Source organism: Streptomyces sp. NL15-2K (assembly GCF_030551255.1).
Taxonomy (GTDB): domain Bacteria; phylum Actinomycetota; class Actinomycetes; order Streptomycetales; family Streptomycetaceae; genus Streptomyces.
The window spans coordinates 1,080,471-1,106,488 of record NZ_CP130630.1 but is presented as its reverse complement, the minus strand read 5'-3'; the positions used below and the strand labels follow the sequence as shown (position 1 = coordinate 1,106,488).

Annotated in this window: 23 protein-coding genes and 1 pseudogene; 15 read left to right on the top strand and 9 right to left on the bottom strand. The window is 70.2% G+C overall.

Translation table 11 applies throughout. The features are described 5' to 3' along the window. Window positions 1-47: 47 nt before the first annotated feature. From Q4V64_RS04640 to Q4V64_RS04630, 3 genes are all read right to left on the bottom strand, one after another. On the bottom strand, window positions 48-908 hold the full coding sequence (locus Q4V64_RS04640; protein ID WP_124437293.1) for a 3-hydroxybutyryl-CoA dehydrogenase: 861 nt from the start codon (window positions 906-908) through the stop codon (window positions 48-50). Between the two features lie 49 nt (window positions 909-957). Continuing rightward, complete coding sequence (icmF, locus tag Q4V64_RS04635) at window positions 958-4,188, bottom strand: fused isobutyryl-CoA mutase/GTPase IcmF (RefSeq protein ID WP_124437292.1); 3,231 nt, start codon at window positions 4,186-4,188, stop codon at window positions 958-960. A 101-nt stretch (window positions 4,189-4,289) separates the two neighbouring features. After that, window positions 4,290-4,862 (bottom strand): DUF3558 family protein, encoded by a 573-nt coding sequence (locus tag Q4V64_RS04630; RefSeq protein ID WP_172628980.1) that lies wholly within the window; start codon window positions 4,860-4,862, stop codon window positions 4,290-4,292. Window positions 4,863-5,115: 253 nt separating this feature from the next. Here Q4V64_RS04630 and Q4V64_RS04625 point away from each other — a divergent pair, with 253 nt between their 5' ends. After that, window positions 5,116-6,021 carry a helix-turn-helix transcriptional regulator gene (locus Q4V64_RS04625; protein WP_124437290.1) on the top strand — a complete coding sequence of 302 codons (906 nt, stop codon included), beginning with the start codon at window positions 5,116-5,118 and terminating at the stop codon, window positions 6,019-6,021. A gap of 30 nt (window positions 6,022-6,051) precedes the next feature. Here the strand turns inward: Q4V64_RS04625 and Q4V64_RS04620 are convergent. Beyond that, a pseudogene (locus Q4V64_RS04620) lies at window positions 6,052-6,865 on the bottom strand (SAM-dependent methyltransferase). A 549-nt stretch (window positions 6,866-7,414) separates the two neighbouring features. Between Q4V64_RS04620 and Q4V64_RS04615 the strand changes: the two are divergent. Together Q4V64_RS04615 and Q4V64_RS04610 are read left to right on the top strand one after the other, a co-directional pair. Continuing rightward, on the top strand, window positions 7,415-7,918 hold the full coding sequence (locus Q4V64_RS04615; protein ID WP_253266690.1) for a hypothetical protein: 504 nt from the start codon (window positions 7,415-7,417) through the stop codon (window positions 7,916-7,918). A 289-nt stretch (window positions 7,919-8,207) separates the two neighbouring features. Then, window positions 8,208-9,380: an alanine--tRNA ligase-related protein gene (locus Q4V64_RS04610; RefSeq protein ID WP_124437289.1), complete on the top strand. Its 1,173-nt coding sequence runs from the start codon at window positions 8,208-8,210 to the stop codon at window positions 9,378-9,380. A gap of 8 nt (window positions 9,381-9,388) precedes the next feature. Here the strand turns inward: Q4V64_RS04610 and Q4V64_RS04605 are convergent, their stop codons facing one another. Beyond that, entirely contained in the window at window positions 9,389-10,408 is a 1,020-nt protein-coding gene (locus Q4V64_RS04605) for a pectate lyase (RefSeq protein WP_253266689.1), read from the bottom strand. Between the two features lie 234 nt (window positions 10,409-10,642). On the opposite strand from Q4V64_RS04605, the gene Q4V64_RS04600 reads away from it, so the two are divergent. Beyond that, on the top strand, window positions 10,643-11,368 hold the full coding sequence (locus Q4V64_RS04600; protein WP_124437288.1) for an ankyrin repeat domain-containing protein: 726 nt from the start codon (window positions 10,643-10,645) through the stop codon (window positions 11,366-11,368). A gap of 31 nt (window positions 11,369-11,399) precedes the next feature. On the opposite strand, the gene Q4V64_RS04595 is transcribed toward Q4V64_RS04600, so the two are convergent. Together Q4V64_RS04595 and Q4V64_RS04590 are read right to left on the bottom strand one after the other, a co-directional pair. Then, window positions 11,400-11,723, bottom strand: a complete 324-nt coding sequence (locus Q4V64_RS04595; RefSeq protein WP_124437287.1) for a metalloregulator ArsR/SmtB family transcription factor — start codon at window positions 11,721-11,723, stop codon at window positions 11,400-11,402. Between the two features lie 35 nt (window positions 11,724-11,758). Further along, the gene (locus Q4V64_RS04590; RefSeq protein ID WP_124437286.1) at window positions 11,759-12,061 is read right to left on the bottom strand and encodes a hypothetical protein; all 303 of its coding nucleotides are present in this window, start codon (window positions 12,059-12,061) and stop codon (window positions 11,759-11,761) included. Window positions 12,062-12,315: 254 nt separating this feature from the next. Between Q4V64_RS04590 and Q4V64_RS04585 the strand changes: the two genes are divergently transcribed. The 3 genes from Q4V64_RS04585 (at window position 12,316) to polX (ending at window position 15,522) form a co-directional block, all read left to right on the top strand. Then, complete coding sequence (locus Q4V64_RS04585) at window positions 12,316-12,720, top strand: (2Fe-2S) ferredoxin domain-containing protein (RefSeq protein WP_124437285.1); 405 nt, start codon at window positions 12,316-12,318, stop codon at window positions 12,718-12,720. A gap of 502 nt (window positions 12,721-13,222) precedes the next feature. Beyond that, complete coding sequence (locus Q4V64_RS04580; RefSeq protein WP_303708983.1) at window positions 13,223-13,714, top strand: hypothetical protein; 492 nt, start codon at window positions 13,223-13,225, stop codon at window positions 13,712-13,714. A 47-nt stretch (window positions 13,715-13,761) separates the two neighbouring features. After that, on the top strand, window positions 13,762-15,522 hold the full coding sequence (gene polX / locus Q4V64_RS04575) for a DNA polymerase/3'-5' exonuclease PolX (RefSeq protein WP_124437283.1): 1,761 nt from the start codon (window positions 13,762-13,764) through the stop codon (window positions 15,520-15,522). A gap of 22 nt (window positions 15,523-15,544) precedes the next feature. Here polX and Q4V64_RS04570 read toward each other — a convergent pair whose 3' ends face one another. Continuing rightward, on the bottom strand, window positions 15,545-15,997 hold the full coding sequence (locus tag Q4V64_RS04570; RefSeq protein ID WP_124437282.1) for a YbhB/YbcL family Raf kinase inhibitor-like protein: 453 nt from the start codon (window positions 15,995-15,997) through the stop codon (window positions 15,545-15,547). A gap of 157 nt (window positions 15,998-16,154) precedes the next feature. Here Q4V64_RS04570 and Q4V64_RS04565 point away from each other — a divergent pair, with 157 nt between their 5' ends. The 8 genes from Q4V64_RS04565 (at window position 16,155) to Q4V64_RS04530 (ending at window position 25,143) form a co-directional block, all read left to right on the top strand. Further along, complete coding sequence (locus tag Q4V64_RS04565) at window positions 16,155-16,871, top strand: alpha/beta family hydrolase (protein WP_124437281.1); 717 nt, start codon at window positions 16,155-16,157, stop codon at window positions 16,869-16,871. A 17-nt stretch (window positions 16,872-16,888) separates the two neighbouring features. Next, the gene (locus Q4V64_RS04560; RefSeq protein ID WP_124437280.1) at window positions 16,889-17,539 is read left to right on the top strand and encodes a phosphoribosyltransferase; all 651 of its coding nucleotides are present in this window, start codon (window positions 16,889-16,891) and stop codon (window positions 17,537-17,539) included. Between the two features lie 121 nt (window positions 17,540-17,660). Then, the gene (locus tag Q4V64_RS04555; RefSeq protein WP_124437279.1) at window positions 17,661-18,512 is read left to right on the top strand and encodes a hypothetical protein; all 852 of its coding nucleotides are present in this window, start codon (window positions 17,661-17,663) and stop codon (window positions 18,510-18,512) included. A gap of 251 nt (window positions 18,513-18,763) precedes the next feature. Next, window positions 18,764-19,783 carry a LacI family DNA-binding transcriptional regulator gene (locus Q4V64_RS04550; RefSeq protein WP_253266699.1) on the top strand — a complete coding sequence of 340 codons (1,020 nt, stop codon included), beginning with the start codon at window positions 18,764-18,766 and terminating at the stop codon, window positions 19,781-19,783. 146 nt (window positions 19,784-19,929) lie between these two features. After that, complete coding sequence (locus Q4V64_RS04545; RefSeq protein ID WP_124437277.1) at window positions 19,930-21,288, top strand: extracellular solute-binding protein; 1,359 nt, start codon at window positions 19,930-19,932, stop codon at window positions 21,286-21,288. A gap of 9 nt (window positions 21,289-21,297) precedes the next feature. Continuing rightward, entirely contained in the window at window positions 21,298-22,239 is a 942-nt protein-coding gene (locus tag Q4V64_RS04540) for a sugar ABC transporter permease (protein ID WP_253266688.1), read from the top strand. Next, a complete protein-coding gene (locus tag Q4V64_RS04535; protein WP_303708978.1) occupies window positions 22,236-23,054 on the top strand; it encodes a carbohydrate ABC transporter permease in 819 nt (272 codons plus the stop codon). Before Q4V64_RS04540 ends, Q4V64_RS04535 begins: the two co-directional genes overlap by 4 nt. A gap of 28 nt (window positions 23,055-23,082) precedes the next feature. After that, complete coding sequence (locus Q4V64_RS04530; RefSeq protein WP_124437275.1) at window positions 23,083-25,143, top strand: beta-galactosidase; 2,061 nt, start codon at window positions 23,083-23,085, stop codon at window positions 25,141-25,143. Here the strand turns inward: Q4V64_RS04530 and Q4V64_RS04525 are convergent. Beyond that, window positions 25,140-25,979, bottom strand: coding sequence for a helix-turn-helix transcriptional regulator (locus Q4V64_RS04525; RefSeq protein WP_124437274.1), 840 nt, complete (start codon window positions 25,977-25,979; stop codon window positions 25,140-25,142). The genes Q4V64_RS04530 and Q4V64_RS04525 overlap by 4 nt on opposite strands. Between the last annotated feature and the right edge of the window lie 39 nt (window positions 25,980-26,018).

Here is a 26,018-nt window from a genome sequence, read left to right as displayed (position 1 = left end):
AGCGAATACGCAGGGCCATAGTAGATGGCCCTGCGCGCTGCTCGCCCTCAGTCGTCGTAGGCGTAGAAGCCGCGGCCGCTCTTGCGGCCGAGGTGGCCTGCGGCGACCATGCGGCGCAGCAGGGCGGGTGGTGCGTAGAGCGGTTCCTTGAACTCCTCGTACATCGACTCGGCCACCGCTTGGGCGGTGTCGAGGCCGATGAGGTCGAGCAGGCGCAGTGGGCCCATGGGATGGGCGCAGCCGAGTTCCATGCCCTGGTCGATGTCGTCGGGCCGTGCGGCGCCGGACTCCACCATTCGTACGGCGCTGAGCAGGTAGGGCACAAGCAGGGCGTTGACCACGAAGCCGGAGCGGTCGGGTGCCTTGATGGCCTGCTTGCCGAGCTGCCCGGCGAAGTCGCGGGTGCGCTGCAGAGTCTGCGGGCTGGTGGTGAGGGCGGGGATGAGTTCGACCAGCTGCTGCACGGGCACGGGGTTGAAGAAGTGCATGCCGATGACCTGCGCGGGCCGCTCGGTGACGACGGCGAGATCGACGATGGGGATCGACGAGGTGTTGGTGGCCAGGATCGCCGCCGGGTCTTCGACCGCCTTGTCCAGGGCGCGGAGGATGTCGGTCTTGATGTCGCGGTTCTCGGCGACCGCTTCGACGACGAACTGCCGGTCGGCCAGGTCGCTGAGGTCGTGGGTGAAGGACAGCTTGGCGAGGGCTTGGTCCCGCTGCTGTTCGCTGAGCTTGCCACGCCGTACGCCCCGGTCGAGGGAGTCGATGAGACGGCGGCGGCCGGCCTCGGCGGCGTCATGGGTGGCTTCGGCGACGCGCACGTCGATGCCGCTGCGGGCGGCGACCTCGGCGATGCCGGAGCCCATGAGGCCGCAGCCGACGACGCCGAGACGGGTAACGGGATCCATCTGAAGTCCTGTCCGATGAGGTGGGTGCGATGTGGTGTCCGGGCGCGGGTCAGACGTTGCGGCGGTATTGGCCGCCGACCTCGAAGAAGGCGTCGGTGATCTGCTCGAGCGAGCAGGCGCGGGCGGCGTCCATGAGCACGGCGAAGACGTTGTCGCCGCTCACCGCGGCGTCCTTGAGGGCGGTCAGGGCGGCGTGGGCCGGGTCGCGGTGGCGGGATTGGAAGTCCCGTACACGCTTCAGCTGGGACTGCTTCTCCTCTTCCGTGGCTCGGGCCAGCTCGACCGCGCCCGGCTCGGCGGTGTCCGCGTGGGGGTTGCGGAAGGTGTTGACGCCGATGATGGGCAGCGTGCCGTCGTGCTTGCGCTGCTCGTAGAGCATCGACTCGTCCTGTATACGGCCGCGTTGGTAGCCGGTCTCCATGGCACCGAGGACGCCACCGCGTTCGTTGATCCGCTCGAACTCCTCCAGGACCGCTTCTTCGACCAGGTCGGTGAGTTCGTCGATGATGAACGACCCCTGGAGGGGATTCTCGTTCATGGCCAGGCCCCACTCCCGGTTGATGATCAGCTGGATGGCCAGGGCCCGGCGGACGGACTCCTCGGTGGGAGTGGTGACCGCTTCGTCAAAGGCGTTGGTGTGCAGGCTGTTGCAGTTGTCGTAGATGGCGATGAGCGCCTGCAGCGTCGTACGGATGTCGTTGAAGTCCATCTCCTGGGCGTGCAGGGAACGGCCCGAGGTCTGGACGTGGTACTTCAGTTTCTGGGAACGCTCGCCCGCGCCGTACTTCTCCTTCATCGCGACGGCCCAGATACGGCGGGCGACCCGGCCTAGGACGGAGTACTCGGGGTCCATGCCGTTGGAGAAGAAGAACGACAGGTTCGGCGCGAAGTCGTCGATGTGCATGCCCCGGGCGAGGTAGGCCTCGACGTAGGTGAAGCCGTTGGCCAGGGTGAAGGCCAGCTGGCTGATGGGGTTCGCGCCGGCCTCGGCGATGTGGTAGCCGGAGATGGACACCGAGTAGAAGTTGCGGACCTTGTTCGCGATGAACCACTCCTGGATGTCGGCCATCATCCGCAGGGAGAACTCGGTGGAGAACAGGCAGGTGTTCTGGCCCTGGTCCTCCTTGAGGATGTCGGCCTGCACCGTGCCACGCACGTTCGCCAGTGCGTGCGCGCGCAGCTCGGCAGCCTCTTCCGGGGAGGGGTCGCGGCCCTCGGCGGCGCGGAATCGCGCGAGTTGCTGGTCGATCGCGGTGTTGAGGAAGAACGCCAGGATGGTCGGCGCGGGTCCGTTGATCGTCATGGAGACCGAGGTGGTCGGCGCGACCAGGTCGAAGCCGTCGTAGAGCGTCTTCATGTCCTGCAAGGTCGCCACTGACACGCCGGAGGTTCCGACCTTGCCGTAGATGTCGGGGCGCTCGTCCGGGTCACGGCCGTAGAGGGTGACCGAGTCGAAGGCGGTGGACAGGCGGGTGGCCGGCTGGCCTTCGGAGAGCAGCTTGAAGCGCCGGTTGGTGCGGAACGGATCTCCCTCGCCGGCGAACATCCGCGCCGGGTCCTCGCCATCGCGTTTGAAGGGGAACACGCCGGCGGTGAAGGGGAAGCGGCCGGGCAGGTTCTCCCCGCGCCAGAACCGCACCAGTTCCCCGTGGTCGGTGAACCGGGGCAGGGCGACGCGGGGGATCTTGTTGCCCGAGAGGGACTCACGGGTCAGCTTGGTGCGGATCTCCCGCTCGCGGACCTTCACGACCTGCTCGTCACCGGAGTAGGAGGCGATGACGGCGGGCCAGTTCTCGATCTGCTCCATGACGTCGTGCGGGAGCTGCTTGAGGGCGTCCACGAGCAGCGACTGAACGTTCCCGGATTCGGAGCCGGCCTGCACGAGCTCGTCCTTGACCTGCTCCAGGCGCTGCACCCGCCGGGCCGCCTCGGCCAGCCGCTCGGTATCGGTGTGGTACGTGCGGACGGTGTCGGTGATCTCGGCGAGGTAGCGCACCCGGTCGGCGGGGACCACCTGCCGGATGCCGGAGGAGTGGCGTACGTCGACCGGGGCCAACGTGCCCTCGGACAGCGGGAGTCCCTTCTCGGCCAGAGCGGTCCTCAGATGCTGGTGGAGAGCGGTGACACCGTCGTCGTTGAAGGTCGCCGCAGAGGTGCCGAACACCGGCATGTCCTCCGGCTTCATGCCGAACGCCTCGCGGTTGCGGACCAGTTGGCGACCCACGTCGCGCAGCGCGTCCTTGGCGCCGCGCCGCTCGAACTTGTTGATCGCCACCACGTCGGCGAAGTCGAGCATGTCGATCTTCTCCAGCTGCGAGGCGGCGCCGAACTCCGGCGTCATCACGTACAGGGAGGCGTCGACGAACGGCACGATCGCCGCGTCACCCTGGCCGATGCCCGGCGTCTCCGCGATCACCAGGTCGAACCCGGCGGCCTTGACCACGTCGATCACGTCGGACAAGTGCTCGGGCAGCTCGCGGCTGCCGCGGGTGGCCAGGCTCCGGAAGAACACCCGGTTCCCGTCGAGGGAGTTCATGCGGATCCGGTCACCGAGCAGCGCACCGCCACCGCGGCGGCGGGTCGGGTCGACCGCGATCACCGCGATGCGCAGCTTGTCCTGCTGGTCCATGCGGATCCGGCGCACCAACTCGTCGGTCAGCGACGACTTCCCCGACCCGCCGGTGCCGGTGATGCCGAGCACCGGCCTGCCCCGTGCTCCGGCGGCCGCGCGGAGCTGCTCCAGGAAGTCCGCGGGCAGCTTGCCGAGTTCCGCACCGGTGATGGCGCGGGCGATCGCGAACCGGTCGCCGGCCAGGACGGCCGCCGGGTCGGCCGGTTTGCCGTCCCAGAGGTCGAAGTCGCAGTCCCGCACCACCGAGTTGACCATCCCGGCCAGGCCCATCCGCTGGCCGTCCTCCGGGGAGAAGATGGTCACTCCGCTGGTGCGCAGCCGGGCTATCTCCTCGGGCACGATCACGCCGCCTCCGCCGCCGACCACGCGGACGTGCTCCGCTCCCTGCCGGCGCAGCGACTCGACCAGGTACTCGAAGTACTCGACGTGCCCGCCCTGGTAGGAGGAGACCGCCACGCCGTGTGCGTCCTCCTCGAGCGCCGCGTCCACGACCTCCTGCACCGACCGGTTGTGTCCGAGGTGGATCACCTCGGCGCCCTGGGACTGGAAGATCCGCCGCATGATGTTGATCGACGCGTCGTGCCCGTCGAAGAGGGCCGACGCGGTGACGAGACGGACGGGGTGCACGGGGCGGTGCGGATCGCTCATGAGGGACTTCCCGACAGGGCAGGGGGGAACGCTGGCAAAAGAGATACTAGGACGTCCTAGTAAATTGCCGGAGGTGATGGCCCTGTGACTAAAAGCACAAATCAAGGAAGGTGCGCCAGGATCGCCTTGGTGAAGTTCGTGGTCAGAGTAAGGGCATCGGGTCCCGGAGCGTCTTCCCCGAACGGGGTGACCATCAGCCTGAACGACTGGCGGGTGCCGACCGCGACGTACGCGATGTGTGAGGTCTTCTCGCCGCGGCTGACGGTGCCCAACAGCACCCTGTGACCGTTGATCCTCTGCCGGGTGAGGTGCTGGTTCTTTTCATCCGCGGTCAGATCGGTCGACGCGTAAGGGGTGAAGTCCACCAGCCCGCCTCGCGCTCCCCACTGGCAGGACGTGGGATTGCCCTTGTAGTGGTTCTCCGTCCCCTCGACGAAGACGGCGAGCCTGGTGAGCCCGGCGTCCTCGTCGTCAATGGCGAGACATGGCCGTTTCGCCAACTCGGCGAAGGTGTGCACGGAGCTGGACGGGGATCCCGAGGGCACTGCCGCGCGGCTGCCGGAGGATGCGGAGGGGCTCGAGCGCGGTGCCTTTGTCGGCTTGGACTCGGAGGTCTCCTCGCCCGTGCTGCAACCGGCCATCAGCGTCGACGTCACGAGGATGGCCGTCACCATGGTCGCGGCATGTCCCGCGCGGCTTCTTGTGATCGGTTCCGCACCTGTGTGAGCCATGGTCCGGATTCTTGGCCTGGGGCGCCGGGACCGGTCCCGGCCGCGTGACCGGCACGCGGGAACAGCCGCCGGGTTGGTCGCCAGTGCACGACCGTCATTCCCAGGACTGGAACATCATGTACCGGACAGCCCCTAGGATGACTGGCCGCAGCGCTTGTAGGCGTGCAGAGTTGCGTTCACCGCGGGGAGAATGCCCATGGGCACCAAAGAGGCCGCACGTACACCGTCCGGCAACGAGGTCCTGGACGGCCGGTCGGCCGGCCCCATGATGGCGCGCCTGGCGCTGGGCGCACGGTTGCGCAGGCTGCGGGAAGAGCAGCACATCTCCCGTGAGGCCGCGGGTCACGCCATCCGCGCCTCCCGGTCCAAGATCAGCCGGCTGGAGGGTGGCCGCCACGGGTTCAAGCCGCGTGACGTGGCCGATCTGCTCACGCACTACGGAGTCACGGACGAGGCCGAGCGCGCCACTTTGCTGACTCTGGCCGAACAGGCCAACACCCCCGCCTGGTGGCAGTACTACAACGACGTGGTGCCCGTCTGGATGCAGGCCTACCTCGGGGCCGAACAGGCAGCGAGCCTCATCCGCTGCTTCGAGGTCCAACGTGTTCCCGGCTTGCTGCAGACGCCCGACTATGCGCGTGCCTCCATCCGGCTCACCCACCCGGGCGCCAGTGCCGAGGAGATCGATCGGCGAGTCATGTTGCGGATGACCCGCCAGCGGATCCTGCACCGGGAGCCGGCGGCTCAGCTCTGGGCCGTGATCGACGAGGCGGTGCTTCGTCGCCCGGTGGGCGGCATCGGCACGATGCGCGCCCAGCTCAGGCATCTCATCGAGGTCTGCCAACTCCCGCAGGTCACCGTCCAGATCATGCCGTTCCTCGCCGGAGACCACGCCGCGGAAGGCGGTCCGGTCACCATCCTGCGCCTGCCCGGCGGTCGGTTGCCCGACGTGGTCTACCTCGAGCAGCTCGCCACCGCCCTCTATCCCGACAAGCCGGCCGAGATCGAGTTCTACTGGGATGTCATGAACCGCCTGGTGGTCGAGGCCGAATCACCGGACGAGACTGCGTCGATCCTCCACCGCATCCTCCAGGAAACCTGATCCGCGACGTGGGCCGTGAGTCGGCGGGTCTCAGCGCTTGACGGCGACGCCGCCGTACTGATGCACCTCCGCGGGCAGGCCCCAGGCCTCGGTGTCGGGACGCCAGCGCGAGCAGGACGCCACGCCCGGTTCGAGCAGCTCCAGACCGTCGAAGAAGCCCGCGATCTGCTCGGGGCTGCGGAGGATGTACGGGATCGAGCCGCCCTCGTTGTACTGCTGGATGGCCGCGACGTAGGACTCACTGGTGTTGGTGCTGTCGTACTGCACGAGGTAGCTGCCGGCGGGCAGGGCATCCACCAGCTGCCGCACGATCGAGCGCGCCTCGTCGTGGTCCTCGATGTGGCCCAGGATGCCCATCAGCATGAGAGCGACGGGCTGGTCGAAGTCCAGCGTCTTCGCGGCTTCCCGCACGATGGTGCTCGGCTCGCGCAGGTCGGCGTCGACGTAGTTGGTGACGCCTTCCGGGGTGCTGGTGAGCAGCGCGCGGGCGTGTGCCAGCACCAACGGGTCGTTGTCGACGTAGACGATCCGGGATTCAGGGGCCACCCGCTGGGCGATCTGGTGGGTGTTGTCCACATTGGGCAGCCCGGTGCCGATGTCCAGGAACTGCCGGATGCCCTCCTCGGCGGCCAGATGACGAACGGCGCGGGCGAGGAAGTACCGGGCGGCACGGGCTCCGGTCTCGATACCGGGGAAGATCTCGCGGAACGCGTCACCGGCCACCCGGTCGACTTCGTAGTTCCTTCCCGCCCAACCAGTAGTTCCAGATCCGAGCCGACTGCGGCACGGAGGTATCGATCTTGGAGAGCGCCTCCTGCTCGGAGTGCTCCGCCTCATCAGTCATGGACGCTCCTGCTGTTACGTAGGGTGAGAACCACGAAACCGTCGAACACCAGTCGTGGACGCCCAGGCTATTCCCCACCGCGCGACTCATGCGTTTCGTCGGCCCCAACCTGCCTTGTTCGGCCGACCGTTGGCTTGATTCTCTCCTCCCAACGCGATGCGGAGACGGCGTGTGCGCAGCGGTTGTGGCTGCCACACGATGCCCTCGCGGTGCACTGCCCGCAGGGCCTCCGCGACACCCGAGATCAGCCGCAGCACGGTACCGACGGGCGGGCCGTGGCCTCGCACCGCGTCGGAGAGGGACGCCCCCGGCACTAGGCGGTCGCACACAACGGCATGGACCCCTCGGCGTCGCGGTCCACGACCGGAGCCGTGTCGAGCCAGTGCACCCGGCTCGCGGCGGTCACCTCGGCCCATCACGGGTCCCTTGCGCCCCGCCCGTCCGTTCGGCGTGAACGGCCATCGGCGTTCACCCGTATCCCTCGTCGTACGCCTGTCCGCCGATGCGGACAGAACCACGTGGAGAGCTGAGAGCGAGACGGAGAGGCACGTGCTACACCAGCGATCGCGAGGACGCAGCGGCCGCATCCCACCCACGGCGCGCCTGGTGCGGGGCGCCGCGCTGGCCGGCAGCCTGGCCCTTCTGCCCCTGGCCACGGCGTGCGGCGGCGGTGACGACGAAGCCGCCAGAAGCGGGCCGACGAAGACGTCCGTGACGGCCGCCGCCGCGGCCGGGGTGGTGGCCCCGGCGAAGGTCGAGGTGATCGCCGGCCTGACCGGCTGCAAGGTCAAGATCCGAGTCGAGGCGGAGGAACTGCGCGAGGGCGTGTGCCACACCAAGAAGGGCGACTACCTCATCACCACTTTCCCGCAGGAGAAATACCAGAAGACCTGGCTCGAGTCCGCCGCCGTGTACGGCGGCAAGTACCTCGTCGGCTCCCGCTGGGTCGTCTCCGGGCAGCCGAAGATGCTCGAACAGTTCCGCCCCACGCTCGGCGGAACCATCCAGCAAATGCGGGGCATTGGACCGACCGCGGCGCCGAGCGGGTCGTAGCACGGGGTGTGGCGTCAGGGGCGGCGGCCCCCTTGTGCATCAGCTCTGCCCGGCGGCGAGAAAACCCCGGGACGGTCAGGGAAGGTCGCTGTTAACGTGGCACGCATGGAGGTCATCACCCGCACCAACACCGCAGCCGCGCGAGCGACCAGCTCCCCGGCTGCCGACGCCTGACCTCACCCCTCTTCCCCGGCGGCCGGAAACGGACCGCCGGCACATCGTTGGACTCCCCGTCGCAGCCTGCCCCCGCGGTTCTTTCCGGTCGCCCGTGACCCGAAGGAACACCGCCATGAACACGGACCGGACCCTGCGTACGTTCACCGACTTCTTTCGCGAGCGCGGACACCGGCTCATCACCGGAAGCACGCTCCTGCCGCCCCCTTCCGACCCGGTGCTGTTCACGACCTCCGGCATGCACCCGCTCACGCCCTACTTGCTGGGCCGCCCCCATCCTCAGGGACGGCGCCTGGTCAACGTCCAGCGCTGCCTGCGCACCACCGACCTCGATGAGATCGGCGACTCCACTCACCTGACGGTGTTCGAGATGCTCGGCTCGTGGTCGCTGGGCGACTACGGTCATTCGCAGAGCCTTCGTTGGGGATACGAGCTGCTGCGCGACGGATTCGGCATCCCGCGGGGGCGGATGCACGCCACGGTCTTCGGCGGGGACGACCAGGTCGGCCCCGACACCGAATCGCTGTGCACCTGGCGGGAGTTGGGCCTGCCCGTGGAGCTGACCCGGGAGGAGAACTGGTGGGACAACGGACCCGTCGGCCCGTGCGGCCCCGATTCGGAGATCTTCGTGTGGACCGGCGACAGCGGCACCCCACCTCAGGGCAGCCCCACCACCGACCCGCGGTGGGTCGAGGTATGGAACCACGTGCTCATGCGCTACCACCGCCACGAGGACGGCAGTCTCGAACCCCTTGACCGGCCCAGTATCGACACCGGCATGGGCCTGGAGCGGCTCGTGACCGTCCTGCAGGACCGCACTTCCGTCTACGAGACCGACCTGTTCGAACCGTGGACGAGACTGCTCCCGCCGCTGTGGGACCTCGACGAGCCGTCGATGCGCCTCGTCTGCGACCACCTGCGCTCGAGCATCGTCGTCCTCGGCGACGGAGTACGGCCGTCCAATACCGGACGCGGCTACGTACTGCGCCGGCTGGCCCGCCGCCTGCTCACCACCCTGTGGCGCGACGACCCGTCCCGCACCCTGTCCGACCTGCCCGTGGAACTCGTCGAGCACACGCTGGACCACTTCCGCCAGACCGGCGGATCCGGCCCTGTCCGCGAGGTGCTCCTCGATGAGGAGCGGCGGTTCAGCACCCTCCTGGAACGAGGGCGTCGCGTGCTCTCCCGGCCGGAGTTCCAAGGACCGCTGAGCCAAGAGGACTACGCCTACCTCCACGACACCCACGGCCTGCCCCGGGATCTCGTCGCCGGTCTCCTCGGTCCATGACGTGTTGGTCAGCGGTAGGTGATGGACGAGGCGCTGTAGCGGCAGTTCGTGCCGTCCGGGCCGCTGCCCAGGGCGGTCGGTTCCTCGCCGCCGCTGTTGCCCCGGAAGCGCTCGCACACGGTGATGCTGCCCGCGCCGCCCGTGATCGTCACGCCCGAGATGACGGCGGTGTCCCCGTAGTTGGCGTTGACCCCGGCCAGGACCTTGCCCGGGCTGCTCGCCCGCACGTCGCTGATCACGACATGGCGCGTGTACTGGGTGTCGCAATTGCCGCACGAGCGGTAGAGCTTGCCGAAGTCGGAGACCTGGAAGTGCCTGATGGTCAGGGTGCCGGCGCCGTTGTGCTGGAAGACCTTGTCGTCGGCCTTCCGCGCACCGCCGCCGTCGACCAGGTACCTGGCGGTGCCGGACGTGCCCTTGAAGGTGGCCGCGTCCTCGCCCACGTCCTCCCACCACACGTTCCGCAATGTGCAACTGCCCAGGCAGTGCACGCCGTCGGCGGCCGGGGCGCCGAGGACGACGTTCTCCAGCACGGCACCGTCGGCGAGTTCGAACAACGGCCCCTGGTCCTCGCCCTGGCCGTCGGTGCCCAGGCCGCCGGAGCCGTGGAAGCGTTTCAGGCCGCCGTCGTAGCTGCCGGTGACCTCGATGGTCGAGGTCACCGCCCGGTCGGCGGTGGCGGTGGGCCACGCGCCGAACGTGGCGGCGCGGGAGGCCGGGGCCGAGGTCGGCGACGCGGTGGGGGGCCGCTTCTTCGCCGGCTTCTTCGTCGTCGAGGCGGAGACCGACGGCGAGGCGGACGGCAGCGCCGATGCGCGTGCGGTGGGCGACGAGTGTGAGGCGTACGTCCTTGGCGTCGCGGACGCCCCGGCGGCCGGGCCGGTCTCCGAGCCCGAGTCCGACACGAGGACTCCGGCGACGACCACGGCCCCGGCCAGCGCGGCGGCTGCCACGGCGATCAGGACACGTCGGCGGCGGTCGGCCGTTCTGCCTCGCCGGTGGCGCGGGGCTGTTCTTCTCTTGCTCACGTCGTCCTCTTTGCGGGAATCCCGGGTTTCCCGTCAGTCGCCACCGGACGCACAAAGGTTGCCTTGCGCGCGGAACAGGTTGCGCCTCGCTCCCGTTGGCCCGACGGTCGTTCGCTCGGGAGACGGGCGAACGACCGCGCGATAACAGTTTTCGGCACGTCTGCTCAGGCCCGGCCCTGTGCGTCGGTTGTCGGTGGGTCGTGATACCCAGGTGGCGACAGGGGAGGTAGCCCGATGCTGATCGAAACCAACGCGCCGCTGGCCAGCGCGGCCGTCGAGGCGATCCGTTCCGGCAATGTGCCGGCGCTGAAAGACCTGCTGACCGCCCATCCGCGCCTGGCCACGGCGCGGCTGGGCAACACGAAAATCACCCGCACCCTGCTGCACGTCGTCACCGACTGGCCCGGCCACTACCCGGGCGGCCCGCAGACGGTGACCGCCCTCGTCGCCGCGGGAGCGGACGTGAATGCCCAGTTCACCGGCCCGCACACCGAAACCCCGCTGCACTGGGCGGCCAGCTGCGACGACGTGCCGGTCCTGGACACGCTGCTCGACCTCGGCGCGGACATCGAGGCCGAGGGTGCGGTGATCGGCGGTGGCACACCGATCGCCGACGCCGTGGCCTTCGGCCAGTGGAACGCCGCCCGCCGCCTGCTCGAACGCGGCGCGCACACCACCCTGTGGCAGGCCGCGGCCCTCGGCCGAGCCGACCGCATCGCCGCAGCCTTCGCGCCCGACACCCAGCCGCTCGCCCCGGCAGAGATCACCAATGCCCTCTGGTGCGCCTGTCACGGTGGACAGCGGGAGATCGCCGCTCACCTGCTGGAACGCGGGGGTGACATCAACTGGATCGGCTACGACGAACTCACCCCACTGGATGCCGCCCACCGCTCCGGCCACCCTGCCCTGGTCGCCTGGCTGCGTGACCGGGGCGGGCGGTCCGCCGAGGACCTCGCCTGAGCCGCCCGCCGCCCGTTTCGGCGTCCGCGAGCTACTCCTGTGCGTGCCGGATGGCGTCCAGCACGATGTGGGCGATGTGGTCGTCGGTGAGGTCGTACTGGATCTCGCGGGCCTGACGGCGGGTCGTCACGATGCGGGAGTTGCGCAGGACCCGAAGGTGCTGCGAGACCAGCGGTTGGCTCACCCCGAGGGCGGCGACCAGTTCGTGGACGTACTTCCCGCCCTGGGACAGCTCGCGCACGATGCCGAGACGGACGGGCGACGCCAACGCCTTCAACAGGTCACTCGCGGACTGCAGATCGCGCAGGGGTTCGTCCGCCGAGCCCGTCGGGCTCGGCGAGGGAGGAGGAGTCATTGCCACATGCACACATTAGCATGTGGCAATGGTTTTCAGTGATCGTCCCAGTGGCCTTCGTGGGCGGCGTGACGGTGGCCGTCGTGCAGGTAGTCCACGTGGCCCTCGTGTGGCACGGCGACGTGGCCGCAGCCCTCGCCGTGCTGGTGGTCGTGCCCCTCGTGGGCGGCGTGGCCGGCGTTCACGCACTCGTCGACATGGCCGTCGTGAACGCGGTGGATGTGGCCGTCGTGGGCGTAGTCGGTGTGGTCGCCGTGCGGGAAGGCGACATGGCCGCAGTCCTGGCCGTGGGTGTGCGTGTGGTCGTCGTGTACGCGGTGTTCGGTGGCGGTCGCCATGGAGTACTCCTGCTGTTGCTCTCGGGTCGCCTGCGGCTGGTGCTTCGCGGGCCGTGCATGCCGACATTAACATATGGCAACTCGCGCATGTGTTTCTCCGGGCGGGCCATGGACCACGCCTGGGAGCCGGTGCGTACGCTGGGCGGCGTGAACTCTCCTGTCACCGCGCCTACTTGGGCCGGGCCGTCCCCACTGATCGGCGGGCACCGCGACGGCCGCGTCCGCGCGTCCGGCATTCCCGCACGGGCGGTGCTGTGAACCGGTCCGTCCTCCGCGCGGCGAACCGCCCGTGCACGCTGGTCGTGTGCCGTGGCTGCTGCTGCGGCAACCCCCGCAAATATCCCGGTGCCGACCACGCCTGGCAGGAGGAGCGACTGCGCGCCGGGGCCGCCGCGTCCGGTGGCCGTTTCGCGGTGCGTACGGCGGACTGCCTGGGCCCCTGCGACCAGGCGAACGTCATCGTCGTCCAGCCGTCCACCGCCGGACGCCGGGCCGGAGGGCGGGCGACCTGGATCGGCTTCGCCCTGGACGACGACTGCACGGACGACGTCCTGCGCTGGGCGGCCGACGGCGGACCGGGCATCGCGGAGCCTCCGGCGATGCTGGTTCTGCAGTTCATCCGCCCGCCGCGCGAGACCGGGCTCCGCGCACGCCGCTGAGGAATTCCGGCGGAAGGCGGGAGTGGAGGCGGGAGCCCACGGAGTTCGATCACGTCGTGCCGGCGGGCGGCCGCCGGACCAGGGCCGACGCCGAAGGGGCGGAGGCGGCCCGGCCGAGCAGGCAGGCGTTCGGGCGGGGGAGCGGTCCACCCGGTCGGCGTAGAAGCTCACGACGGCCCGGCCTTGCCCGACAGGCGGCCCCCGTTCGGCGTACGTCCCGCAGCGCCCAGTGCGGTCGGCCGGCGTGCCGCTCGGCGACCGCGGCGGCGAGCGTCGGATCCTCGATCACCTGGGCCGGCCTGGGCAGGCACCAGCACTTTGACGCCGGCCAGGAAGTCGACGCGAACCATACGCGGCGCGCCCATCAGGAGGACACTGGAAGTTGTCGGTACTCACTAGGGGGTGTCGGCCGATGGCTGCGTCACGGTGTCGGAGAGTACGGCTGTGGCGGTGGCGGCGGAACCCGCTCCGGCGGCGCTGCGACCTCCTCGAGGCGTGGATTGTGCTCGCCGCCTGGGTGTTCGCCCTGGTCGGCGGCGTGTTCGCGGGCCTCGCGACGGCCGCTGAGGTCGAGTCGGCGGCCGAGCGGCAGTGGGCGCAGAGCCATGAGGTGTCGGCCGTGCTCGTCGAGGACGCGGAGGACGGGGTCTCCTCACGGGCGCCGGCCGATTACCGGGTATGGGCCACGGTGCGCTGGACCGCGCCGGACGGCCGGACGCATACGGACGAAGCCAGGGTGCTGCCCAAGACTCCGGCCGGACGCACGGTGACCGTCTGGACGGACGGCAAGGGCAACATCACGGCCGAGCCCCTCAGCGAGGGGGAGACCCGGCTGCACGCGGTCTCGGGCGGCGTGCTGGCGGCGATGGGCGTGAGCGGCGTGGTGCTGTGCGCCGCCTGGGTGCTGCGCCTGAGGCTGGACCAGCGGCGTCTGGACCAATGGGCCGCGGAGTGGGAGCGGATCGACACGCGCCGGGGGTGGAAGACGGGCTGAAGCAGGTCGATTCCGCCCTCCGCCCCGGCCCTGCCTACCCTGGAGGTGTGGCTCGTTCCAACGACGAGGTCGCCGCGCTGTTCCAGGAATACGCGGACCTGATCTCGATCACTGGAGGAGACGCGTTCAAGGCACGCGTCTACGAAAAGGCTGCCCGTGCGATCGGCGGCCACCACGCCGACGTGTCCACGCTCGACGTCAAGGGCCTGCAGGAGATTCCCAACGTCGGCAAGTCGATCGCCGAGAAGATCGTCGAGTACTTCCGCGCCGGCAGCGTGTCCGCGGTCGAGGAACTGCGGGCCAGGATCCCCGCCGGTGTCCGGCGGCTGACGGCCATCCCCACGCTCGGCCCGAAGAAGGCCTGCGTGCTCTACGAGGAACTGGGCATCTCCTCGGTCGAGGAACTGGCCGACGCCATCCACGAGGAACGGCTGCGCGACCTGAAGGGCTTCGGACCGAAGACCGAGGAGAACATCCTTCACGGCATCGAACTCCTCCAGTCCTCCGGGGACCGCGTCCTGCTCGACGCCGCCTTGGACCTCGCCGACGACGTCGTCGCCGCGCTGTCCCGGGTCACCGGCTGCCGGCGGTGCACCTACGCCGGCTCGCTCCGCCGCTTCCGCGAGACGATCGGCGACATCGATGTGCTCGCCGCGGCCGGGAGCTCGGCGCCGCTGATGCGGGCCTTCAGCGAGCTGCCGTACGTCTCGGAGGTCATCGCGCACGGTGAGAAGAAGACATCGGTCCGCACCACCAAGGGCCTCTCCGTCGACCTGCGCGTCGTCCCACCGGACTCCTGGGGAGCGGCGCTGCAGTACTTCACGGGGAGCAAGGCGCACAACATCCGCACCCGCGAACTGGCCGTGCACCAGGGGCTGAAGCTCTCCGAGTACGGGCTGTTCGACGTCGAGAGCGGAGAGAAGATCGTCTCCGAGACGGAGGAGGACGTCTACGCCAGGCTCGGCCTGCCGTGGATCCCGCCGACCCTGCGCGAGGACCGCGGCGAGATCGAGGCCGGTCTCCACGGCGAGCTGCCCGACCTCGTGACGGAGGCGGACATCCGGGGCGACCTGCACACGCACACCGACCTCACCGACGGCCTCGCCCCGCTGGAGGAGATGGTCCGGGCGGCCGCGGAGCGCGGATACGCCTACTACGCGATCACCGATCACGGCCCGGACATGTACATGCAGCGCATGACCGACGAGCGGATGCTGGCCCAGCGTGAACAGGTGCGCGAGCTCGACGGCACGTACGGCGAACGCGGCGGGCGCGGTGGCATGTGGCTGCTGCACGGTGCGGAGCTGAACATCGGTCCCGACGGCGACGTGGACTGGCCGGACGAGTTCCTGGCCGGCTTCGACCTGTGCGTGGCCTCGGTGCACTCGCACTTCAGCCAGGGGCGCGAGGCGCTGACCCGCCGGATCGTGCGGGCCTGCGAGAACCCGTACGTCAACATCATCGGCCACCCCACCACCCGCATCCTGGGCAAGCGGCCGGGCATCGACGCCGATCTCGACGCGGTCTTCGCCGCCTGCGCGCGCACCGGCACCGCGCTGGAGATCAACGCCCACCCGGACCGCCTCGACCTGCGCGACGAGGACATCCTGCGGGCCCGGCGGCACGGGGTGAGGTTCGCCGTCGACAGCGACGCCCACGCCACTCTCCACCTGGCCAACATGCGCTACGGCGTCGGCACGGCACAGCGGGGCTGGCTCACCAAGGACGACGTGATCAACACCTGGCCCCGGACGCGTCTGCGCCGCTTCCTGGACAAGGGGCGGGCGGGGCGGCACTCCGCAGCGTGAGCGCGCCCCGGACGGGCGGCGGTCAGCGTTGGTACAGCCCCACGAGCGTGCCGCTGGCGAGCTGCTGTTTCTCGATGGCCCGGTGCACCTCGTCGGCGCCGGGAGCGTCGGGCAGGACGCACGGTTCCGCTAGGGCGTAGAGGCGGAAGAAGTAGCGGTGTGCCTCGTCCCCGGGCGGCGGATGTGGTCCGCCCCAGCCGCGTTCGCCGTAGCCGTTGACGAGTTCGGTGCCGCCGGGCGGGCTCTGGCCCGGCTCGACGCCGTCGCTGTGCGGATCGATGCCGACCACGATCCAGTGCACGAAGGTGCCCGACGGCGCGTCGGGGTCTTCGCAGAGCAGCACCAGTTCGGCCGCGTCGTCCGGGGCGCCGCTCCACGTCAGGGGCGGGGAGACGTTCTCGCCCTCGTACGCGTACTCGCGCGCGATGAAGGAGTGATCGTTGAACGCGCTGCTTTTGAGGTCCATGTCAGCCATGTGATCCGGAGTACCCCCGTCGGGGTCGGGTACGCGGCCGGAGAGACCCCTAGCAATCCATGACAATCCAGGCAAACAATCCAGGCAAACGATCCAGGTAAAAAATCCAGGCAGACCAGAAACGCTGACGTCCGTATCGCGGAAGGAGATGAGGCAGATGATCTCCCAGTCGGTGACGGTGCCGGCCGATGGCGCGGAACTGGCGGGCGACCTGGCCGTCCCGGCGTCCGCGCGCGGGGTGGTGCTGTTCGCCCACGGCAGCGGCAGTTCCCGGCTCAGTCCCCGCAACCGCGCGGTCGCCGCCCAACTCCGCACCGCCGGCCTCGGCACCCTGCTGATCGACCTGCTCACGGCACGGGAGGAGCGGCGTGACGCGTCGACGGGCGAGCACCGCTTCGACATCCCCCTCCTGGCCCGCCGCCTGGTGGCCGCGATCGACTGGCTCGGGGACCGGTCGGACACCAGGAATCTGCCCGTCGCCCTGTTCGGGGCCAGCACCGGCGCGGGCGCGGCCCTGGCCGCCGCCGCGGAGCGGCCCGATCGGGTGCTGACCGTGGTGTCGCGGGGCGGACGGCCCGATCTGGCCGGGGACGCCCTGGACGCCGTACGGGCACCGGTGCTGCTGATCGTCGGCGGCCGGGACCACGAGGTGCTGCGGCTCAACCAGGAGGCCGCGCGCAGGCTGCACGCCCCGCACACCCTGCACGTCGTGCCCGGTGCCACTCACCTGTTCGAGGAGCCCGGTGCGCTGGAGCAGGTCGCCGACGCCGCACGGCGGTGGTGCGACGACCGTCTGAAGGCCGCGGCCGAGTTATCGACCGGCGCGGGAGGGGTACGCGGGTGCGGTATCCCGAGGGCTCACTCCCGCGTGTGAAAGGAGTGGCAGCCGCGATGCAGTTCCGTGACCGTACACAGGCCGGTCGGCGACTGGCCGGACAACTGCGGAGCCGACAGGAGCAGGGCACCCTGCCGGACCCCGTCGTGCTCGCCCTGCCCCGGGGCGGGGTGGCCGTGGCTCAGGAGGTGGCCCGGGCGCTGGACGCCCCGCTCGACGTCCTCGTCGTACGGAAGATCGGCGCCCCGTTCCAGCCGGAGCTCGCAGTGGGCGCGATCGCCGTCGACGGTGAGCCCATGTTCGACGAGTACGCCCTCGACCGGCTGGGCCTCAGCGAAGCCTCGCTCGCCAGGACGGTCGAGCGGGAACGCGCGGAACTCCGCCGCCGCGAGCAGCGTTACCGGCAGGGCCGTCCCGCCCTCGACCTGCGGGGACGTACCGTGATCGTGGTCGATGACGGGCTGGCGACCGGCTCCACGGCCCTTGCCGCGGTGCGTTCGGTACGGCGCCGGGAGCCCGGGCGGATCGTGCTGGCCGTGCCGGTGTGTTCGCCGGAGGCGGCGGACCTGCTGAGCGGCGAGGCCGACGAGGTGGTCTGCCTGTACCAGCCGGCCGCGTTCATGGCCGTCGGCCTCTGGTACGAGGATTTCGATCAGCTGTCGGACGAGGACGTGCTCGCCGCGCTGCACACGACCGCGGAGGGTTGAGCCTTTCGGGTGTCGCGGCGTCGCAGTATCGCGCCCCATGAGATGACAGGGACACGGCAACCTTGGCGGCTTCGGTGGCGACCTGTGGGTGGAATCCCATCCCCCACCAAGGGAGTTCACCATGCGCACCTTATTCGCGCGCCTGGTCGCCGTCCTCGCCGCGCTGGCCGCGCTGATCGCGGGGCCCGGCCTGGCGGCGTCCCCGGCGCAGGCCGCCGATGACTGGAATCCGCCCGCCAACCTGGTCCAGCCGCTGAACCAGGTCTGGAACCACGTCGAGTCGACCTACCCGAACCTCTACGGCTTCCGGAACTACGGCTGGGACCAGATCATGGCCAACAAGGGCAGCGTCAACTACTGCGTCCGCTGGGAGTCCGACGCACCTGTCAGCGCCGCCCTGCGCGACCGGATCCACGCGGCGCTGAAGAAGCAGTTCGGCAAGTGGACGGCGGCCATGGTGGAGGGCGGCAAGGGGCACAACGCCTGGCCGTACACCAGCGTGCCGGTCAACATCGTCGGCTGGGCGGTGAAGAACCGCTCGACCCTGCAGTGGACCGACAACTCCGTCGACATCTACGCCGGAAACCTCGACGGCGGCGGTGCCCCGCAGTGCTCGCCGGACTGCGGCCGCTTCTTCCACCAGGACGGCAACTACTCGAAGTGCCCGGGCGGCGCGGCCCGCCACTACGACCAGTCGCTGTGGCTGACCAAGGGATTCCAGGGCGGCGCCGGCGGCGACTGGGGTCAGCGGGTCGGCCAGGAGTACTTCACCGGCACGCTGAACCAGGAGAACATCCACATCTACCTGCACGAAGTCGGCCACACCTTCGGCCTCGACGACTTCTACGACTGGACTCCGACGGGCCAGTGCTGCTTCTTGATGAAGGCGGGCAGCGCTGATCGGATCACGGAGTTCGACAAGTGGATGTTCCGTGACTTCTGGCGCCATCTGAAGAGCCGCTACGGTCTCTGACGAGCGGTGAGCGCGTGTCGACGGCCGCCTCCGTCGTCACGCGCTCAACTCGATGCCGTACCGACCATTGACGCGAGCCCAGGGCCCCTGTCACTGTCCTGACTACGTAGTCATCCGCTGCTTCCCGAGTGCCTGCTCTCGGTGCGGGGTGACTGCGTGGTCGACGTCGCGGACACCTGGGAGAGCACATGGCGACCACCAGAGCCGAGGGGACTCCGGGCGGTTCCGGGCGCCGTCGGCGCGGGCCCGGGATGACCGAGGTCGCGCGGGCCGCCGGCGTCTCGCAGAAGACGGTCTCGCGCGTCGTCAACGGCGAACCGCACGTCAGCCCGGAGGTGCGCGACCGCGTGCTCCGGGTGATCCGCGAACTGGACTACCGTCCGAACAACGCCGCCCGCGCCCTGCTCCTGGGCCGCTACCGGCGGATCGGCGTCGTCTCGCTGGGCACCGCGCTGTACGGTCCCTCGACGCTGCTGATCGCTCTGGAACGGGCGATGCAGCGGGCGGGATACTCCTTCGCCCTGGCCGGCACCCTGGAGGGCCAGCCCGCCTCGGTCGCCGTGGAGGCGCTGCTGGAGCAGGGCGTGGACGGGATCGTGCTGTCCGAGCCCATCGACGACGGCACGCCGCTGAGAGTCGGCGGGGATGTGCCGGTGGTCAGCCTCGGCGAGGGCGTGGAACTCACCCACGGACCGGGCGCCGTCGTCGGCGCCGACGGGGTCGCCGCCGCCCGGACGGCCACCGAGTATCTGCTCTCGCTGGGCCACCGCACCGTCTGGCACATCCCCGGCCCGCACGACTGGTGGGCCGCCCGCGACCGGACCCGCGGCTGGCGCGAGGCGCTCGCCGCAGCCGGAGCCCCCGAGCCACCGCTGCCGGCCGAGGGAGACTGGAGCCCCGCCTCCGGGTACGCGGCCGGCCGACAGCTGGCCCAACTCTCCGACGTCACCGCCGTGTTCGCCGCCAACGACGACATGGCGCTCGGCGCGCTGCGGGCGTTCGCCGAGGCGGGCCTGTCCGTCCCCGGCGACATCAGCGTCGTCGGCTACGACGACATCCCCGCCGCCGCCTATCTCTCACCGCCCCTGACCACCGTCCGACAGAACTTCACCGCCGTCGCCGAGCGGGCCGTGGACGTGCTGATCGCCATGATCGAGGGCCGCCCCGGCCCGCCCGAACAGCCCGACCTCGCGGTCGAGTTGACCGTACGGTCCTCCACCGGGCCGGTCCGCGACCCCGGCCCCACCCCCACGCTGACCCCACTGAGCTGACCGCACCCATCCCTCCGTACCGCTGAACCGTCGGCGGCACGGCCCGCGGCACCCGCCGCGGGCCCGGTCCGCCCTGCCCGCGTGCGCCGCCCGGGACGGCCGCCGCACGCGCCCCCCCCGTAGCCGCACCACGTGAGGAGTCACGTGTGTACACCCCAGCACCATCCGCATTCCCACCGCACCCGCCCCGGCGCGCCCTGCTGCGCGGCGCCCTCGGCCTCGGCGCGACCGCCGCACTGGCCGCCTGCGGAGGCGAAAGCACCACCGCCCGCACCTCGGGGGACGTGACGCTCTCCCTGTGGACCCACGACCCCGGATACGAGGCCTTCTTCCGCAAGGGCATCCCCGAGGCCGACCGGCTCACCGACTTCCGCTACCACCTGAAGGTCACCCGCGCCGCGGCCCCCGACCTCGTCACCAAGCTCCTCGCCCAGGCCGTCGCCGGTCGCGGCACACCCGACACGGTGGGCTTCGAGATCGGCAGCTTCCCGCGCATGCTGCGCGGCGACATCGCCCCGCGCCTGCTGCACGACCTCACCCCCGACATCGCCGCCGTACCCGGTCTCGAGGACGACCTGCTGCCCGCCCGCATCGCCCCCTACAGCAAGGACGACGAGGTCTACGCCCTCGACTCGGACACCCCGATGGTCGTCTACTACTACCGCGACGACCTGTTCACCCGGTGGAACCTCCCCAAGGACACCCCGACCTGGGAGGAGTTCGCCGAACTCGGCGCCCGCGTGCACAAGGACCACGGCGCCTCGCTGTGCGTCGTCTCCACCCTGGGCAGCGACCCCGGACAGCTCGTGCAGTCCTTCCAGATGCTGCTCTACCAGCGCGGCGGCGCCTTCTTCGACGCCGACCAGAACCTGGTGCTCGACTCGCCGGAGGCCGAGGAGGTGCTGCGCTTCCTGTGCGAGGGGCTGCGCACCGGCTTCGTCATCGACATCTCCGACTACTACGGGGCCGCGATGCAGGCCGCCCTCAAGGCCAACAAGGTCATCGGCCTGCCCATGGCCATCTGGTACAAGAACTACGGCCTGGTGGCCAACGTGCCCGAGCAGAAGGGGAAGTGGCGGGTGAAGGCCCTGCCCCGGTTCACCAAGGGCGGCGGGGTGACCGCCGCGGCGGGCGGCACCGGCTTCGGCGTCATCAAGGACAAGGCCAACACCCAGGCGGCCATCGACTTCCTGTTCACCACCTGGCTCACCCACGAGGGCCAGGTACGCCGCTTCACCGAGACCGGCTATCTGCCCACGCGCCGCTCCGTGTACGAGGATCCCGGCCTCAACGCCACGAAGGACGACTTCTGCGGCGGGCAGCGACTCTTCAGTCTCTACCGCTCGCTGCTGCCGGACGTGCCGCCCTTCTACCAGAGCCCCGACCAGTCGATCCTCTTCGACGTCCTCGCCGGCAACCTCCTGCGCGCCTACCGCGGCGACCTCACCCCGCGCCAGGCGCTGAAGCAGACCGCAGCCGACTACCGCGACCAGGCCGGCCGCTAGGAGGACCCCATGACCACCGCCATCGCGGGCCGGGCCCGCAAAGCCGACGAGCGCAAGGGGCCGGCCGACACCGCTCACCGCCCGCGCGGACCCTGGGCGCCGTACCTCTTCATCTCGCCCTTCTATCTCCTCTACGTCCTGTTCATGCTGGTCCCGGTCGTGGTCTCGCTGTGGCTGAGCCTGACCGAATGGGTCGGACTCGGCACCCCGCACTGGGTGGGCCTGCGCAACTACCGCCTCCTGCTCACCGACATCAGCTTCCACCGGGCCCTCGGCAACACGGCCGTCTTCGTGCTCGTCGCGGTCTGTGTCGTCGTCCCGCCGGCCCTGCTGATCGCCCAGGTCCTCAACACCCGCGGTCTGCGCGCCCGCGATCTGTGGCGCACCGCCTACTTCGTGCCGATCGTCGTCTCCCCGATCCTCGTCGCGCTCATCTTCGGCCTGCTGTTCGACCGGCAATTCGGCCTCATCAACTCGGTGCTGCGCGCCCTATTCGGCACCGGCGGCGTCGATTGGCTCGGCGATCCGAGCCTGGCCAAGGTGAGCATCGCCCTGGTCATGCTGTGGCGCTGGACGGGCTACCTCACCGTCTTCTTCCTCGCCGGACTCCAGAACGTGCCGAGGGAGTTGTACGAGGCCGCCGCGCTCGACGGTGCCGGACGTCTGCGCGTCTTCACCACCGTCACCCTTCCGGCGCTGAAGCCGGTGACGGCGTTCGTCGTCGTCACCTCCTTCATCGGCGCTGCCCAGATCTTCGAGGAGCCGTACCTGCTGACCGGCGGCGGACCGGCCGAGTCCACCCTCTCGGTGACGATGTTCATCTACCGGGCCGCCTTCCAGCGCCAGCAGTTCGGCTACGCGGCCGCCGCGGCCGTGGTGTTGTTCGTCCTCGTCTTCGGCCTCAGCCAGCTCTTCAACCGTCTCCTCGGCATCGGGAGGGCCACCTCATGACGCGCACACGTGTGCCTCTCTACGGCGTACTGGTCCTGCTGCTCCTGGCCTTCCTCGCCCCGCTGCTGTGGGCGCTGAGCGGCTCGTTCAAGCCGCGCGGCGACATCTTCGCCTACCCGCCGCAGCCGATCCCCGACCCGTTCACCCTCGACAACTACCAGCGCCTGTTCTCCGGGCAGCCGTTCTGGCGCTGGTTCCTGATGAGCACGGTGGTCGCCCTCGTCGCCACCACCGTGTCCGTCTTCGTCTGCGCGCTGGCCGGCTACGGCTTCGCCAAGTTCCGCTTCGCCGGCAAACGGCTGCTGTTCGGCGTGATGTTCAGCTCGCTGTCCATCCCGTTCGCGGTGATCCTCGTGCCGCTGTTCGTGATCCTGGTCAAGACCGGCCTGGGCAGCCCGTGGTTCGCGCTGATCGTGCCCTGGGTGGCGCCCGCGTTCGGGATCTTCATGATGCAGCAGTACATCGTGCAGTCCGTCCCGGACTCCGTGCTGGAGGCCGCCCGCATCGACGGGGCGAGCGAGTTCGGCATCTTCCGGACCATCGTGCTGCCCCTGCTGCGGCCCTCGCTCGGCGCGCTCGCCGTGTGGCAGTTCCTGCAGAGCTACAACAGCTTCCTGTGGCCGCTGGTGCTGGTCTCCGACAGCTCCCAGTACACCCTGCCGCTCGGCCTGCAGACCCTGTTCGTGTCGGAACAGCGGCAGTACGACCTCGTGCTCGCCGGAGCCGTCATCGCCGTCGTCCCCGCCGTCGCCCTGTTCGTCCTGCTGCGCAAGCAGCTCCTCGAAGGCCTGTCCACGGGTGTGGTCAAGGGCTGACGATCACTCAACCCTCGTTAGGAGAAGGATGTTCGAGCTTCCTCGCCGAGTCCTGTTCGGCGCCGCCTACTACCACGAGTACCAGCCGTACGACCGACTGAAGGACGACCTCGACCAGATGGCCGAGGCCCGCTTCACCGTGATCCGGGTCGGCGAGTCCGTGTGGTCGACCTGGGAGCCTACGAGCGGCCGCTTCGACCTCGACTGGCTGCAGCCGGTCCTGGACGGGGCGCACGAGCGGGGCATCTCCGTGATCCTCGGGACGCCGACGTACGCGGTGCCGCCGTGGCTGGCCCGGCAGTACCCGGAGATCGCGGGGGAGGGGCGCACCGGTGAGCGCATCGGCTGGGGCGCCCGGCAGGAGGTCGACATCACCCACCCGGCGTTCCGCTTCCACGCCGAGCGGATCATCCGGAAGATCGTCGCCCGGTACGCCGACCACCCGGCTGTGATCGGCTACCAGGTCGACAACGAACCCGGCCTCCATCTCCTCCACAACCACGGCGTCTTCCAGCGCTTCACCGACGAACTGCGCGACCGGTACGGGGACGTGGAGACCCTCAACCGCGAGTGGGGCCTGGTCTACTGGTCGCACCGGCTGTCCACCTGGGCCGACCTGTGGACCCCGGACGGCAACGTCCAGCCGCAGTACGACCTGGCCTGGCGGCGTTTCCAGGCGAAGCTCGTCACCGAGTTCATCGCCGGGCAGGCGGAGATCGTGCGCGAGTACGCCCGCCCCGGCCAGTTCGTCACCACCTGCATCTCCTACGACCGCCCGGGCGTCGAGGACGACAAGCTGACCGAGCGGCTCGACGTCACGGCCGGCAACCCCTACTACACGATGCAGGACGCCCTGGAACTGCCCGACCGGGGTCGATCCGGCCAGGACTGGACGACCAACGGCACCTGGGCGCTGTACCGCAGCGCCGACCGCATGTACGCCTCCCGCCAGGAGCCCTTCCTGGTGACGGAGACCAACGCGCAGGCCATCAGCTATCCCTGGAACAACCGCCCGGCCTACGACGGCCAGTGGCGCCAGGCCGCCTGGGCGCTGATCTCCCGGGGCGCCTCGATGATCGAGTACTGGCACTGGCACACCCTGCACTTCGGGGCGGAGACCTACTGGGGCGGCATCCTCCCGCACAACGGACGCCCCGGCCGTGTGTACCGCGAACTCGCCGCGCTGGGCCAGGAGTTGGAGACGGCGGGTGACCTGGTGGCCTCCCTCACCCCGGACGCGGACGTGGCCTTCCTGTACGACGGTCCCAGCAAGTGGGCGCTCCAGGCCCAGCCGCCGCTGGCCACCGCCGACGGAGGTCCGGACGGGCGGTCGTACGAGAGGATCTTCGACGCCTTCTACCGGGGCGCCTTCGACGCCGGCCTCCAGGCTCGCGTCCTCCACCCCGGCCAACTGCCGGACAGCGAACTGCCTCCCGTGCTGGTCGCGCCAGGCTTCTACGCGGCCGACGACGAGACCCTCGACCGGCTGAAGGCCTACGCCGAGGCGGGCGGCCACCTGGTGCTGGGCCCTCGCACGGCCTACGGCGACACCGAGGCCAGGGCACGCACCGACGCGCAGCCCGCTCGTCTGGCCGAGGCGGCCGGCGTGACGTACGACGAGTTCAGCAACCTCGGCGAACCGCTGACCGTGACCGGCACGGCAACCCTGCCGCTCCCGCCCGAGGCCCGTGCCCTGCACTGGGCCGACGGCCTCCAGCCGCAAGGCGCCGAGGAGTTGGCCACGTACGAACACCCGCACTTCGGCCGCTGGCCCGCCGCCACCACCCACCGGCACGGCGCCGGACGGATCACCCACGTCGGCACCGTCCCCGATCCCGCCTTCGCCCGCGCCCTGCTGGCGTGGGCCGCCCCGGCCCACGCCTGGCGCCCGACCCACCCGAGCATCACCTCGACCGCGGCCACCGCACGGGACGGCCGCCGGGTCCGCTTCCTGCACAACTGGTCGTGGCAGCCGGTGACGGTGCCCGTTCCGGCGGCCGTACGGGACGTGCTGTCGGATGCCACCTATGCCGACGAGGTTCCCCTGGGCGCCTGGGACGTCAAGGTCCTCGCGGAGGAACGGCCTTAGCCGACGAGCGTCTGGGTGCCGAGGACGGCGAGCAGCTCCAGGCGCTCGGCGTCCTCGGTGCCGGGTTCGGCCGTGTAGACCAGGAGGTGCAGGTCACTGCCCGTCACCCTGAGCAGGTCGCAGTCCAGCGTCAGCGTGCCCACGTGCGGGTGCTCGATCGTCTTGCGCGACGATTCGAGCCGGCCGACGACGCCCGCGTCCCACAGTTCGGCGAACCGCTCGTTGGTGGTGCGCAACTCGGCGATCAGGCGGCGCAGTTCCTTGTCGGCGGGATAGCGGGCGGCGGTCGCGCGCAGTTCGGCGACCATGCCGACCTCGAAGGCCCGCTGTTCTTCCGGTGTGTGCCGCACCCGGGTGGGCGCACCGTGGAAGTTGCGCCACACGCCGTTGCGTTCGAAGCCGCGCCGGCCGGACGGATCGCCCATCAGCGCCGCGTACATCGGGTTGGCCAGGAGCAGGGTCATGGCCGCGTCGGAGACACCGACGGGGGTGTCCACCAGCCTGTCGAGCAGCCGTTGGACGCTGGGCGTGATGTACCCGGGCACGGTTTCCGGACCCGGCGGGACCAGCCCGGCCAGCCGGAACAGATGGGCGCGCTCGTCCCCCGACAGTCGCAGGGCCCGGCCCAGGGCCTCGACGATCTGCCCGGACGGGTTCGTCGCCCGGCCCTGTTCGAGGCGGGTGACGTAGTCGACGGAGATCCCGGCCAGCAGGGCCAGTTCCTCACGCCGCAGCCCGGCCGCGCGCCGGTGGCCGCCGGTGGGCAGTCCGGCCGTCTCGGGGGCCACACGGTCGCGCCAGCGCCGCAGGGCCTGTCCGAGTTCCGTCGCCGTCATGCCCCCAGTGAACACCGTCCGCCGGGCACGTGCCTGGTA